The organism is Paenarthrobacter sp. TE3676 (assembly GCF_056279165.1).
Window position 1 is genome coordinate 475,093 of the sequence record NZ_JBWBQU010000003.1, and the last position, 12,667, is coordinate 487,759.

General features: G+C 62.6%; 13 protein-coding genes and 1 tRNA gene. 9 read left to right on the plus strand and 5 right to left on the minus strand.

The window, feature by feature from the left end; translation table 11 throughout:
- Window positions 1-7: 7 nt before the first annotated feature.
- The 4 genes from ACZ881_RS09780 to ACZ881_RS09795 all read right to left on the minus strand — a co-directional run bounded on the left by ACZ881_RS09780 (window position 8) and on the right by ACZ881_RS09795 (window position 3,511).
- Complete coding sequence (locus ACZ881_RS09780; RefSeq protein WP_014922397.1) at window positions 8-1,033, minus strand: ATP-dependent 6-phosphofructokinase; 1,026 nt, start codon at window positions 1,031-1,033, stop codon at window positions 8-10.
- A gap of 199 nt (window positions 1,034-1,232) precedes the next feature.
- Window positions 1,233-1,481 (minus strand): PspC domain-containing protein, encoded by a 249-nt coding sequence (locus ACZ881_RS09785; RefSeq protein WP_476114696.1) that lies wholly within the window; start codon window positions 1,479-1,481, stop codon window positions 1,233-1,235.
- Between the two features lie 49 nt (window positions 1,482-1,530).
- Entirely contained in the window at window positions 1,531-1,905 is a 375-nt protein-coding gene (locus ACZ881_RS09790) for a hypothetical protein (protein ID WP_474659050.1), read from the minus strand.
- A gap of 1 nt (window position 1,906) precedes the next feature.
- Window positions 1,907-3,511 (minus strand): PspC domain-containing protein, encoded by a 1,605-nt coding sequence (locus ACZ881_RS09795; protein ID WP_476114698.1) that lies wholly within the window; start codon window positions 3,509-3,511, stop codon window positions 1,907-1,909.
- A 125-nt stretch (window positions 3,512-3,636) separates the two neighbouring features.
- On the opposite strand from ACZ881_RS09795, the gene ACZ881_RS09800 reads away from it, so the two are divergent.
- Both ACZ881_RS09800 and ACZ881_RS09805 read left to right on the plus strand, forming a co-directional pair.
- On the plus strand, window positions 3,637-5,205 hold the full coding sequence (locus tag ACZ881_RS09800) for an ATP-binding protein (RefSeq protein ID WP_476114700.1): 1,569 nt from the start codon (window positions 3,637-3,639) through the stop codon (window positions 5,203-5,205).
- Window positions 5,202-5,876 (plus strand): LuxR C-terminal-related transcriptional regulator, encoded by a 675-nt coding sequence (locus tag ACZ881_RS09805; protein ID WP_178997214.1) that lies wholly within the window; start codon window positions 5,202-5,204, stop codon window positions 5,874-5,876. The genes ACZ881_RS09800 and ACZ881_RS09805 overlap by 4 nt, the downstream gene beginning before the upstream one ends.
- Before the next feature lie 112 nt (window positions 5,877-5,988).
- On the opposite strand, the gene ACZ881_RS09810 is transcribed toward ACZ881_RS09805, so the two are convergent.
- On the minus strand, window positions 5,989-7,218 hold the full coding sequence (locus ACZ881_RS09810) for a pyridoxal phosphate-dependent aminotransferase (RefSeq protein ID WP_476114705.1): 1,230 nt from the start codon (window positions 7,216-7,218) through the stop codon (window positions 5,989-5,991).
- A gap of 252 nt (window positions 7,219-7,470) precedes the next feature.
- Between ACZ881_RS09810 and ACZ881_RS09815 the strand changes: the two genes are divergently transcribed.
- From ACZ881_RS09815 to ACZ881_RS09845, 7 genes are all read left to right on the plus strand, one after another.
- A tRNA-Trp gene (locus ACZ881_RS09815) sits at window positions 7,471-7,543 on the plus strand.
- A gap of 80 nt (window positions 7,544-7,623) precedes the next feature.
- Window positions 7,624-7,905, plus strand: coding sequence for a preprotein translocase subunit SecE (secE, locus tag ACZ881_RS09820; RefSeq protein ID WP_091469017.1), 282 nt, complete (start codon window positions 7,624-7,626; stop codon window positions 7,903-7,905).
- Between the two features lie 114 nt (window positions 7,906-8,019).
- On the plus strand, window positions 8,020-8,865 hold the full coding sequence (gene nusG / locus ACZ881_RS09825) for a transcription termination/antitermination protein NusG (RefSeq protein ID WP_091469014.1): 846 nt from the start codon (window positions 8,020-8,022) through the stop codon (window positions 8,863-8,865).
- 130 nt (window positions 8,866-8,995) lie between these two features.
- Window positions 8,996-9,427: a 50S ribosomal protein L11 gene (rplK, locus tag ACZ881_RS09830; RefSeq protein ID WP_011775609.1), complete on the plus strand. Its 432-nt coding sequence runs from the start codon at window positions 8,996-8,998 to the stop codon at window positions 9,425-9,427.
- A gap of 147 nt (window positions 9,428-9,574) precedes the next feature.
- On the plus strand, window positions 9,575-10,282 hold the full coding sequence (rplA, locus tag ACZ881_RS09835; RefSeq protein WP_024817602.1) for a 50S ribosomal protein L1: 708 nt from the start codon (window positions 9,575-9,577) through the stop codon (window positions 10,280-10,282).
- Between the two features lie 109 nt (window positions 10,283-10,391).
- Window positions 10,392-11,501, plus strand: a complete 1,110-nt coding sequence (locus ACZ881_RS09840) for a GNAT family N-acetyltransferase (protein WP_476114716.1) — start codon at window positions 10,392-10,394, stop codon at window positions 11,499-11,501.
- On the plus strand, window positions 11,480-12,649 hold the full coding sequence (locus ACZ881_RS09845; RefSeq protein WP_414698773.1) for a GNAT family N-acetyltransferase: 1,170 nt from the start codon (window positions 11,480-11,482) through the stop codon (window positions 12,647-12,649). Before ACZ881_RS09840 ends, ACZ881_RS09845 begins: the two co-directional genes overlap by 22 nt.
- Window positions 12,650-12,667 lie beyond the last annotated feature (18 nt).

Consider the following 12,667-nt stretch of genomic DNA (forward strand, 5'->3'; position numbering starts at 1 on the left):
TAGCCGACTAGCCGAACAGCACAGACGCTTCGTCGTAGCGGTGTTGCGGCACGGTCTTGAGCTTGCCCAGAGCTTCCTCGAAGCCCACGTGGGAGATGTCCGTCCCCTTCAGGGCCACCATGGTGCCCCAGCGACCTTCCACCACGGAGTCGATGGCTGCCATGCCCAGGCGCGTGGCCAGGACGCGGTCGTAGGCCGTGGGGACGCCACCACGTTGGATGTGGCCGAGGATGGTGGCCCGGGTTTCGATGCCCGTGCGCGCTTCGATTTCGGGGGCGAGCTGATCAGCGATGCCGCCAAGGCGGGGACGGCCGAACGTATCCAGGCCACGCTCGGAGTGCGGGGACTCCATGTGGTCCGGAACGAAGCCTTCGGCAACCACTACCAGCGGCGCACGGCCACGGTCGTGGGCTTCCTGGACCCATTCGGTGATCTGTTCGATGCTTGCCTTCTGCTCCGGAATCAGGATGGCGTGGGCCCCGGCTGCCATGCCGGCGTGCAAGGCGATCCAACCGACGTGGCGGCCCATGACTTCGGCAATCATGCAGCGGTGATGGGATTCGCCGGTGGTACGCAGCCGGTCGATGGCCTCAGTGGCGATCTGGACAGCGGTATCGAAACCGAAGGTGTAATCAGTGGCGTCAAGGTCATTGTCCACGGTCTTGGGGACGCCAACAATCTTCAGGCCCGCGTCGGTGAGGCGCTTGGCAGCTGCCAGTGTTCCCTCGCCCCCGATAGCGATGATGGCGTCGATGCCAAGGCGTTCCATGTGTGCCTTGATGACGTCCGGGCCACCGCCGTTTTCAAACGGGTTGGTGCGGGAGGTGCCCAGAATGGTGCCACCCTGCTTGGCGATACCGCGGACCATGGTGCGGGGGATGTCGATGACATCACCTTCAACTACACCGCGCCAGCCGTCGCGGAAGCCCACAAACTCCTGGCCGTGGATGGCAATGCCCTTAAGGACTGATCCCCGGATCACTGCGTTGAGGCCGGGGCAGTCGCCACCGCTGGTAAGAATGCCAATTTTCATGTTTGCTCACTCATGGCTTGGAGGAATACGTGCAGAGCGCCACGCTGAGCTCCCAATGATTGTAGACGCGCATGTGGGGTGGGACACAAACGGTTACTTTTGACCCTGGCCGTGCGGTATTGGAAACCTGGCTGAAAACAACGAAACGCCCCGCCAATTGGCGGGGCGTTTCATTGTTTCGGCTGGCCGTAACCGGCAACTACCGGGAACGCTGGCTGATGAAGGATTCGAGCGCGATCTTGTTGTTCTGGTCCGGCAAGATGAGCCAGCCCAGGATGTAGGCCACGAATGCGGGGCCGGGCAGCAGGCAGAAGAGCAGGAATGCGACCCGGACGTACGCTACGTCGACCCTGAGCTTTGCTGCGATTCCGCCGCAGACTCCGCCGATCCAGCGTTGCGGACCACGCTTCAGGCCGAAGCCCCTGACGATGCTGAAGAACTTGTCCATGGCTACACCCTTCCCTGTTGCGGTTGCTTTGTCACGTTGCTGCTTCGAGTCACTTCGCCGGGCTCTTCGTGGTGCCGGAACCCTTACGGGCCGAGAGGAGACCACCCACGACCAAGGCGGCACCGGCGCCAATCATCAGGCCGATCAGGACATACGTACCGTTCAGCGTGACCCAACCGAGTGTCGAGATGACGATTAAGGCCGCCAGGGCGATCACAATCAATCCCCACACCACTGTGCCGATCCGTGCCTGGCGGGGTTCGTCGTCGTCCGCGTGCTCCACCTTGAAGCTGGGCTCCAACGGTGGCGTGAGCGGGATCTGCTGAAGGCTCGGCTTTGGAAGGGCCTCCGTGGGGCGGGTTTCCTTGGGCAGTGGCTCGGTTGCTTGGGCTTCGCGTGCCTTGCCTGGCTCGTTGGTGCTCATATCAGTTTCCTTCCTGGATGGTCACGTTGCTGAACGTGCCGTCAATTTCCACCACGAGGTTGGCTCCGGGCTTTTCTGTGTTGTAGAGGGTCCTCTCGTCCTGCAGCCGGCCGCCCCGGTCCGTGCCGCGTTCGTTGAGGTTGCCGAATGTCATGTCTGCCCGGACCTCAACGGGGACGTCATCGGGAATGACCACGGTGACGTTGCTGGCTGTGGCATCAACCGGAATCAGGACCTCGGAAACCAGCGGGGGCGTCATGGTGATTTCGCTCAGGTCCACCACACCTTGTGCCCCGGTTACATCGATGCCTTGCCGTGCCTGCTCCAGACTGGTGGGAGCCCAGTTCACGTCATGGAAGGTGAAGCGGTCACCGTCCCTGGGGACCACATTGAAGATTCCGCCGATGATCAGGGCGGCCACGGCGAGGAAGCCAAGGAAGCCTGACGTCCGCCCACGAAGTCCCGCGATGAGGATGCCCAACCCGAGTACGGCGGCACCGGCAGCCCACACCACGGCGTTGCCCGAGTTGCCCAAATCGATGACGTTTCCGGCGTCGAGCGCTTTCAACGTGCCGCCGGCAAGAAGTGCCGCACCGGCTGAGACCGAAACGATCGCAGCCCCGGGACCCCTGCGCTTGGGAACGGCGGGCTTGGGCTGCCAACCTTGCGGGGGAGTGGAACCGTAAGGAGGACGCGGGCCCGAAGGCGTGGACGGTCCTGAGGGGCCGAACGGCCCTGACGGGGGAACCGGCCCGGAACCGTAGCCGCCTGCCGGGCCGTAGGCACCGCCTGCGGAAGGAGCTCCGTAGGTTTTGCTGCCGGGTTGGCCACTGCCGTAGACAGGCACACCGGTGTTAGTGCCGGTGGTCGTGGTGGACGCGAAGGACGTGGGCGTACCGTAGGCAGCTGTGCTGCCGGAAGAGTACGGCGTCGCGGAATAATTCTGATGGCCCACGGGTGGAGTTCCCTTCGAAGCTTTGTTGCGTTGAACCAGGAAGTAGATGAGGTAGAAGACGCCGCCCATCCAGAAGAGCGTCCAGAACAGTCCGGGCAGTCCATCCCAACCCCAGCCCCAGAAACCGCGGCCCAGGCTGGGCAGGCCGATAATGGTGGTGATCAACGCACCGGTCATGCCCCCTGACCATCGGCCCGCGGCTGCTTCCTGCACGTGGATGCGGCCGTCAGGCTCCGGGAGGAGCGCCCAGGCTACGCCGTACAGCAGCACGCCGACGCCCGCGAACAGTGCCAGGACAATGAAGATGCCCCTCACAATCAGGGGGTCGATGCCGAACCGGTGGGCCACTCCGCTGGAGACGCCGCCGATCCAACGGTCCGGTCCCCGGCGGATGCCTTGGTCACGGATCCAGTCGAAGAAGTTCTGCTGGGAGGTTGCAGGAGCGCTGCCGGCTTGCGGATAACCGCCGCTGGCGGCACCGGTTCCCGAGGGCACGCCGGCTTCATCGGGTGCCGCGGAAGGTGCCCCCGAAGGTGCCCCGGACGTAGCGCCAGGGGCGCCGGTGGAAGCGCCGGTGTTGGCGCTGGAGCCGGATTCGCCGGCGGTGCCTGGCGTTCCGGGTTCCTCTGGGTTCATGCTGTTCGCGTTCATACTTCGATCCTGCCGCCCGGGCCATCCTTCCCTCTACTGGGGGATACCCTGATTGATCCCTGAGGGACCCCCGAACAACGCCGGTTTCCGGTCCGGGGCACCCTGATCCGTGTTTGGATTGGTACATGACAACCGTTGTGCAACGCCCCACGCTGGTCCGCAGCAGCGACCGCATGATCGCGGGCGTTTGCAGCGGTTTGGCCGATCATTTGGGCTGGCCGGTCAAGTTCGTCCGGCTGGGGATGATTCTGGCCTGCTTCGCCGGTGGAGCAGGCGTGGCCTTCTACGCGTGGCTGTGGACCATGGTTCCCACCGCGGACGAGAACGCCAAGCGCAACGCCCGCCGCCCGGCGTCGCCCATTGCTCCTGCGGTGAGCCTCCCGCCCACCTCTGTGGCCCCCGGCCCTTCCGCGGCGCCAACGTACGACGCAGGCCCCTCGCCGACCGTGGCCGGCGCGCCTCCGGTATCCGGTTCAGTCACAGGGAGCAGCCGTGTTTCAGGCAACGGTTCTGTCCTCGGGCATGCAGGCGCCGGGCCTGTCGCCGAACCTGCGGCCTTTGGCAGTGCCGCGTCATCGTGGGATTGGGCGGGATCCAGGGGCGAAGCAGGCAACGGCAGTGGAAGTACTTTGTCGTCCTGGTTCACGTTCCGCAAGATCCAGTACGGCAAGGAAATCCTGCTCGGCGCAGCTTTGCTCTTGGTTGCTGCGATCCTGATCGCCCGCCAGTTCGGCGTCGACGTCCCTTTGGGCACACTCATTCCGGCGGCCGCCATCCTCGGTGGCGCAGCTATTGCCTGGATGCAGCTCGATGAGACCCGCAGGGCCGGCCTGGTGGACAAGACGAAGGCCGACCAGGCAGGTGGATGGACGCGCCTGGCAGCGGGTTTGGCGCTAGTGGTGGCCGGCGTCCTGGTGATGGTGTCCGGTTCGGGGTCGTGGGAGCAGACGTGGCTGGCGCTCCTTGCCTCTGTCGCTGTCCTGGGCGGTGTTGCCTTGGTATTGCTGCCGTGGGGGCTGAAGTTCTGGAAGGACCTTGAAACGGAACGGGCCGGCAGGGTCCGCGAAACTGAACGCGCAGAGATCGCTGCCCACTTGCACGACTCCGTCCTTCAGACCCTGGCACTCATCCAGCGCCGGGCGGGATCCGAGCAGGACGTCATCCGGCTCGCAAGGGCCCAGGAACGCGAACTCCGCTCCTGGCTGTTCAGTGATCCCGCCAAGGAATCGGGCCTCCTGGCTGACAGGATCAAGGCCGTGGCGGCAGAAGTGGAGGACTCTCATGGACATGCCGTGGAGGTAGTCACTGTAGGGGACACCGACATGACGGACCGGCACGAGGCCTTGGTCCAGGCGGCCAGGGAAGCCATGCTCAATGCCGCCCGCCATGGTGGCGGGACAGTGTCCGTTTACTTGGAGAGCACTGCCGGTAGTACGGAAATCTTCATCAAGGACCGCGGCCCGGGCTTCGACCCTGATGCTGTCCCGGATGACAGGCTGGGCGTTAAGGAGTCGATCATCGGCCGGATGAAGCGGCACGGCGGCACGGCGGTCATCAACAGCAGCAGCGATGGAACGGAAGTCCGATTGGCCCTTCCATCAATAAGTCCGGACGCCAGCGAGCAGCGGAATGGTGAGCAGCGGAATGGCGACCTCCGGAATGCCGAACATCGGAATGGAGAAACAAAGCAATGAACAACAGCCCTGAAAGTGGTGTCGGACGCAGGGTGCGCGTGGTCATCGTGGACGACCACACCATCTTCCGTTCCGGTTTGAAAGCGGACCTCGACGAACGCATGGATGTGGTGGGCGAGGCCGGCACCGTGGAACAGGCCATTGCCGTCATAGCCGGGACCCGCCCTGAAGTCGTGCTCCTGGACGTGCACCTCCCGGGCGGATTGGGCGGTGGCGGACGTGAAGTCATTGCCGGCTCCGGCGCTTTGCTCGGTACCACCAGCTTCCTGGCCTTGAGCGTGTCCGACGCCGCCGAGGACGTGGTGTCGGTGATCCGGGCCGGAGCACGTGGTTACGTCACCAAAACCATCTCGGGCAAGGAGATTTCCGACGCCGTCATCCGCGTGGCCGATGGCGATGCCGTCTTCTCTCCCCGTTTGGCAGGCTTTGTGCTGGACGCTTTCGGGACCGCTCCCGCTGACATCGCAGACGACGAATTGGACAAGCTTTCTGCCCGCGAACTCGAAGTCATGCGGCTCATTGCCCGGGGTTACAGCTACAAGGAGGTGGCCAAGGAGCTGTTCATCTCCATCAAGACGGTGGAAACACATGTGTCGGCAGTACTGAGGAAGCTACAGCTATCCAGCCGCCACGAACTTACCAAGTGGGCGGCCGAGCGTCGACTCCTCTAACGCTCTCTCACGTCCCGTCGGGTTTTCCCGATCGCTCTCTCACTTCCCGCGCCTTAAACGGAAACGCTCTTCCACCTGTCACAGGTGGAAGAGCGTTTGCGTTGGCTGGTTGCTACTTTGCCTTGCCCAGGAACTCCTGGATGCGGCGGACACCCTCTGCGAGGTCGTCATCGCCGAGTGCGTAGGACAACCGCACGTAGCCGGAAGGACCGAAGGCTTCGCCCGGAACGACGGCAACTTCAACTTCGTCGAGGATGAGGGTGGCGAGTTCCGCAGAGGTGGCCGGGCGGACGGGACCATTGGAGGTCTCAAATTCCTTACCCAACAGGCCGCGCACGTCCGCGTAGACGTAGAAGGCGCCGGTCGGCGTCGGGCATTCAACACCTTCGATCGCGTTCAGGCCGGCGACAATCGCCTTGCGGCGTCGGTCGAACGCAACTTTCATTTCGTCGACGGCGGTCAGGGGACCCGTGAGGGCTGCTGCGGCTGCGATCTGCATGATGTTGGAGACGTTGGACGTCGCATGGGACTGCAGGTTGGTGGCGGCCTTGATGACGTCGGCAGGGCCGATCATCCATCCCACGCGCCAACCGGTCATCGCGTAGGTCTTGGCAACACCGTTGAGGATGACAACCTTGTCGCCCAGTTCCGGCGCAGCAGTGGCGATGGACGTGAACTCGACGTCGTCGTAGGTCAGGTGCTCGTAGATCTCGTCAGTGACAACCCAGAGGCCCTTGGACGCGGCCCACTTGCCGATCTCCGCAACCTGCTCCGGGCTGTAAACAGCGCCGGTGGGGTTGGACGGGGAAACGAACAACAGGATCTTGGTCCTGTCCGTGACAGCGGCTTCGAGCTGCTCGACAGTTACCAGGTAGCCCTGTTCCGGGCCGGCGAAGACCTCAACGGGCACGCCGCCGGCGAGCCGGATGGCTTCCGGGTACGTGGTCCAGAAGGGAGTGGGGATGATGACTTCGTCGCCCGGGTCCACGAGGGTCGCGAACGTGTTGTAGACGGCCTGCTTACCCCCGTTGGTCACCAGGACCTGGGAAGGATCAACCTGGTAACCGGAGTCCCGCAGGGTCTTCTCGGCGATAGCCTTCTTCAGTTCGGGGAGGCCACCGGCGGGGGAGTAGCGGTGGTACTTCGGCTGGCCTGCCGCCTCAATGGCGGCCTGGACGATGTAGTCCGGGGTTGGAAAATCAGGTTCGCCGGCACCGAAACCGATCACGGGACGTCCCGCGGCCTTCAGTGCCTTGGCCTTGGCGTCAACGGCAAGGGTGGCGGATTCTGCAATGGCGGAGATTCGCTGTGAAATGCGGGCGGTAGTTGTTCCGGCAGACATCTATGTACCGTTCTACGCAGGCAGCTCGAGGGCTGGATGATGGGATTCGACGTAAACTACCTTATGCTGTTCTGCGGAGCTCCCGGGTGCCTACAGAACTTTGTGACTGATAATGCTGGTCACAGGCTTTTACGGCTGGGAGGTCCGGAATCGGGCCGGTTCGACTAACGCGAAATTCTTGCGTAGACTGGTTCACCGGTGTTGAAAAGCACCACAGGCTGAAGTGCGGCCTGAAACATGGATTCGATCCATAGGGTAGTGGCGCAATTGGTAGCGCAGCGGTCTCCAAAACCGCAGGTTGCAGGTTCGAGTCCTGTCTGCCCTGCGCAAGCTGTTCCGGCGGAAACGCCGGGGCACGCGCAGCAACCATGGCTCTGATCAGAGTCGGGTCAACGACTTTGCAAGGTGAGTGAGGACCAGGTGACCGAAACAGCTGCCAGCAGCTCGAAGGGCCGTCCCGCCAAGAAAGCCGATCGCGGCTTCTTCGCCCGTATTGCACTCTTCGTCCGCCAGGTAATTGGTGAACTGAAGAAGGTCGTTGCGCCCACCCGCAAGGAACTGATCAATTACACGCTCGTGGTGCTGGTGTTCGTGGCCATCATGATGCTCATCGTCAGCCTGCTGGACATCGCCTTCGGGACGGGAGCCAGCTGGGTCTTCGGTGGGACAGGCGTCACGGACCGCTAAGCGGATCTGTCCGCAAACTGTGTGAAATTCCTTGTTAGCTCAGGGATTTTGCGGGGTTTGCGGAATTGAGCCATTTAAATAGGCATGTTAGGCAATGAGGAAGCAGGAGACCAAGTGTCTGAGCAGGAGCTCGAGGTAAACGAGACTGAGCTGGAAGAAACTGAGGGCGCCGCAGCTGAGGCTGTGGAAGAGTCCGAGGTTGATTCCGCTGCGCCCGAATCTGCCGACGCCGACGATTCCGAAGAGGACTTCGAAGCTGACGTGGACGCCGAGTCTGATGACGCGTCGGACGACGCTGCAGGCGACGAGGAAGAGTCCGACGGCGACGACCTGGCAGCCGCTGCTGCTGCAGCGCCGGCCGATCCGGCTGAAGAGTTCAAGGGCAAGCTGCGTCGCCAGGAAGGTGACTGGTACGTCATCCACTCCTACGCCGGTTACGAAAACCGCGTGAAGGCCAACCTTGAGACCCGCATCCAGACCCTGGACATGGAAGATTACATCTTCGAGATCCAGGTGCCCATGGAAGAGGTCGTGGAGATCAAGAACGCGCAGCGCAAGGTCATCAACCGCGTGCGCATTCCCGGCTATGTCCTTGTCCGCATGGACCTGACCGACGCTTCCTGGGGCGCCGTTCGCCACACGCCGGGTGTCACCGGCTTCGTGGGCAACGCCCACAACCCCGTCCCGCTGCGGCTCGATGAGGTCTTCTCCATGCTCGCCCCGGTCTTCGAAGAAGAGCAGGCAGAGCAGGGCAAGCCCGTCAACAAGCAGAACCAGGCTCCCGTGGCCGTCGACTTCGAGGTCGGCGAGTCGGTCATCGTCAAGGAAGGTCCGTTCGAGACCCTCCCGGCAACGATCTCCGAGATCAAGCCCGAGTCCCAGACCCTGGTGGTCCTGGTCTCGATCTTCGAGCGCGAAACCCCGGTGACGCTCGCATTCAACCAGGTCACCAAGATCTAGCTGATTCCAAAATTTCGCTCCAGTCCTGCCTGCTTAGCAGTTCGGGAGCGGCCGGCCGCCTCGCCATGGCGGCCACCAACCTGGGACGCGCTCCTGTGTCCCAGGAAGCTATTGAGAGAAGGACCCTACATTGGCTCCCAAGAAGAAGGTCACCGGCCTCATCAAGCTGCAGATCCAGGCAGGTGCCGCTAACCCGGCTCCGCCGATCGGTCCTGCGCTTGGCCAGCACGGTGTCAACATCATGGAATTCTGCAAGGCGTACAACGCTGCAACGGAATCCCAGCGCGGAAACGTTATCCCGGTTGAAATCACGGTTTACGAGGACCGTTCCTTCACCTTCATCACCAAGACCCCGCCGGCTGCAGAGCTCATCAAGAAGGCTGCAGGCGTCGCCAAGGGTTCGGCTACCCCGCACACCGTCAAGGTTGCAAAGCTGACCCAGGCACAGGTTGAGGAAATTGCTTCCACCAAGATGGAAGACCTCAACGCCAACGACATCAAGGCAGCTGCCCTGATCATCGCAGGCACCGCCCGCTCCATGGGCATCACCGTAGAAGGCTAGTAACCTTCGAAGGCCCTTGTGGCCTTCACCCGCCGGGCAACCGGCATCTGAAACATTGAAATGTCGCAGGATCCTTGCCGGATCCGCGACTTGTGGCAGGGCCCAGCGCGGTCCGCAGACCACAACTGCACAAGGAGAAATAGCAGCATGGCAAAGCGCAGCAAAGCATATGAGGCAGCCGTAGCCAAGATCGAGGCAGACAAGGTCTACGCCCCGATCGAGGCCATCACCCTCGCGAAGGACACCAATCCTTCCAAGTTCGACGCAACCGTTGAGGTCGCTTTCCGTTTGGGCGTTGACCCGCGTAAGGCTGACCAGATGGTTCGTGGCACCGTCAACCTGCCCCACGGCACCGGTAAGACCGCCCGCGTCCTCGTTTTCGCAACCGGCGACAAGGCTGAAGCAGCTATCGCTGCCGGCGCCGACTTCGTTGGTTCCGATGACCTGATCGAAAAGATCGCAGCCGGCTGGACCGACTTCGACGCCGCAGTGGCAACCCCTGACCTCATGGGCAAGGTTGGCCGCCTCGGTAAGGTCCTCGGCCCGCGTAACCTGATGCCGAACCCGAAGACCGGTACGGTTACCCCGGACGTCACCAAGGCTGTCAACGACATCAAGGGTGGCAAGATCGACTTCCGCGTCGACAAGCACTCCAACCTGCACTTCATCATCGGCAAGGTGTCCTTCGACATCAACAAGCTGGCTGAGAACTACGCAGCTGCTCTGGAAGAGGTGCTTCGCTTGAAGCCGTCCGCTTCCAAGGGCCGCTACATCCAGAAGGCTACCGTTGCCACCACGTTCGGTCCGGGCATCACCGTTGACCCGAACGTCACCAAGGTCCTCGTCGACGCGTAAGCTTCGCGGGCACTTGCTCTGATAAAAGGACCGTCCGGCTTTGCCGGGCGGTCCTTTTTCTTGCCCTTTTCCCTGTTCACCACGGGGGGAGAGCCGTAGGCTGTGGTGCGTGCCGACGTCGAACTCTTCCGCCATCGCCGGGTTGTCCGTGCAGCGGATCCCGGTCCCGAAAAGCCCCGACGCGAAGGGGGAGCCCGATTTCCGCGCCTTCCATGACCTGGACGTTGCCCACCACATGGATCTCTGGGGAAACCTGGACCGTTGCTCCACGCTGGCCGAAGCTGTCCTCTTCTGGCAGGGCAATGAATACGAAGAACGGCACGTTTTCCTGGCACGCCTCGACGGAGCCGTAGTGGGCAGCGGCACACTGACTCTGCCCCTTAGCGAAAACACGACGACGGCGGGCGTGGACGTCCTGGTGGACGCTGCCTTTCGTCGGCACGGCATTGGGACGAGGGTCCTCGGGGTGCTGGAGCAAGTGGCGCGTGAGCGGGACCGCACGTCCTTTGACGCGTTTTGCGCCGAGCCAATCCGGTTCCTTATCCCGGGCGTTGAGTTGCTGGAGGCAAAGTCAGGAACGGGTGGCGTCCCACTGGATTCCGCCTCTACCCGCTTTGCCCTCCATCACGGATATTCCCTGGAGCAGGTCGAAACCAACAGCACGCTGCCCCTCCCGGTCGAAGAAGCGCTGCTGCAGAACCTTGAAGAGCAGGCAACAAGCCGGGCAGCGGGCTACAGCCTCATCGGGTGGCAGGACCGCTGCCCTGATGAGCTTGTGGATGTGTTCGCGAAGCTCAAAAGCCTCATGAGCACCGAGGTGCCCATCGCAGGCCTGGGCTGGGAGGGCGAGGACTGGGATGCCAACCGCGTCCGTCTCGAGGAATCCACGTGGCTGGCAGGCGGCGTTGCTTCCATGGCGGCTGTTGCCCGGCACGACGCCACGGGGGAGTTGGCGGCCTACACCATACTCACCCACCGCGAGGCTACCCCGGGCATGGTCTACCAAGAGGACACGTTGGTTGCCCCAGGGCACCGCGGACACCGTCTTGGCATGCTGGTCAAGATTGCCAATCTTCGCCGTATTCACGAGCTATGGCCCAGCGCCACGTCCGTTATGACATGGAACGCCGATGAAAACCGGCATATGCTGGCCATAAATATCGCACTAGGATTCAAGCCCTCCGGCTTTGACGGCGAATGGCAGAAACGGCTGGAATGACTGTAGACGAGGCGAAGACCGTTCAAGTCGAGCAGCTGTGGGTGCCTGACACCCTGGACAGCCCCGACGCCGCTGATTTCCTGGACGCCGTTGAAGTTGGGCGCCGGGTACGTATGGAGACATGGGGGAGTGACGACCTCGCCTATACGCCTTTGGAAAAGCTGTTGGAGTTTTCCGATCCCTATGAGCGCCAGATTATTTTGGTGGCAAAAGTAGAGGGCGTCATTGTGGGCACGGTAGATATTGCCTTGCCCTTGGCGGATAACCTGGACCTGGCCGAGTTCACCCTGGACATCCTTCCTGAGTTCCAGGGCCAAGGGGTTGGCCGTCAGTTGCTGGAGGCAGCGGAGCAGCTCGCCCGGGCGGAGGGACGCACCATGGCGTTGGTGGATACCAACCATCCGGCAACGTCGCTCACTGAGATACCCGAGGATCAGTTGATCCCGGGCAGTGGGGCCGGGTTTGTTCCTGAGAGCAGCAGGGAGGTGGACTTCGCCAAGCGTGCCGGGTACACCCTTCAACACATCGAACAGTTCAGTTCATGCGTGCTCCCCCTGGATTCCAAGCTGGTGGGGGATCTGCAGCTTGAAGCCGAAGAAGCCAACGGCGGCCGGTACACCCTGCACCACTGGACTGACCGTTGCCCCGAGCCCTGGCTGGAAGCCGTGGCCGCACTGGAGAACGCCGCTGGCGAGGTGGTCCGTGACGCTGGCGACGAAGACGCTCCTGAAGTGGAAGCGAGCGGAATGGTCTTCGACGCAACGGTACTTCGCGAAACCGAGGATGCGGCCTTGGCGCAGGGCCGGCGCACGGTGGTGACTGCCGTCGAGCATGTGGAGAGTGGGCGGCTGGTGGGTTTGACCACCATCAGCGTCCTGGCGCACCGCCAGGACGTGGTTTTCCAGGACGACACGTTGGTCCTGCAGGAGCACCGGGGCAACAAGCTCGGTCTGCTGATCAAGATTGCCAACATGGAACGGCTGAGTGAGCAGTTTCCGGACGCCCGGGTCATCTATACCTGGAACGCGCCCGAGAACAGGTACCTCCTGACCGTGAACAAGCAGTTGGGATTTACCACCGCGGGCGTCACCGGACTGTGGCAAAAGGAACTTCCGGGCAGGCTCGCAGGGGCTACATCGTCAGACTAGGCATGGCCGATTTGGTTT

Bases quoted from the DNA above. Each gene is read 5' to 3' on its own strand.
- ACZ881_RS09805 (WP_178997214.1), top strand. From the start codon at position 5,202: ATGAACAACAGCCCTGAAAGTGGTGTCGGACGCAGGGTGCGCGTGGTC.
- ACZ881_RS09800 (WP_476114700.1), top strand. From the start codon at position 3,637: ATGACAACCGTTGTGCAACGCCCCACGCTGGTCCGCAGCAGCGACCGC.
- ACZ881_RS09795 (WP_476114698.1), bottom strand. From the start codon at position 3,511: ATGAACGCGAACAGCATGAACCCAGAGGAACCCGGAACGCCAGGCACC.
- ACZ881_RS09785 (WP_476114696.1), bottom strand. From the start codon at position 1,481: ATGGACAAGTTCTTCAGCATCGTCAGGGGCTTCGGCCTGAAGCGTGGT.
- rplA (WP_024817602.1), top strand. From the start codon at position 9,575: ATGGCAAAGCGCAGCAAAGCATATGAGGCAGCCGTAGCCAAGATCGAG.
- ACZ881_RS09845 (WP_414698773.1), top strand. From the start codon at position 11,480: ATGGCAGAAACGGCTGGAATGACTGTAGACGAGGCGAAGACCGTTCAA.
- ACZ881_RS09780 (WP_014922397.1), bottom strand. From the start codon at position 1,033: ATGAAAATTGGCATTCTTACCAGCGGTGGCGACTGCCCCGGCCTCAAC.
- ACZ881_RS09790 (WP_474659050.1), bottom strand. From the start codon at position 1,905: ATGAGCACCAACGAGCCAGGCAAGGCACGCGAAGCCCAAGCAACCGAG.
- ACZ881_RS09810 (WP_476114705.1), bottom strand. From the start codon at position 7,218: ATGTCTGCCGGAACAACTACCGCCCGCATTTCACAGCGAATCTCCGCC.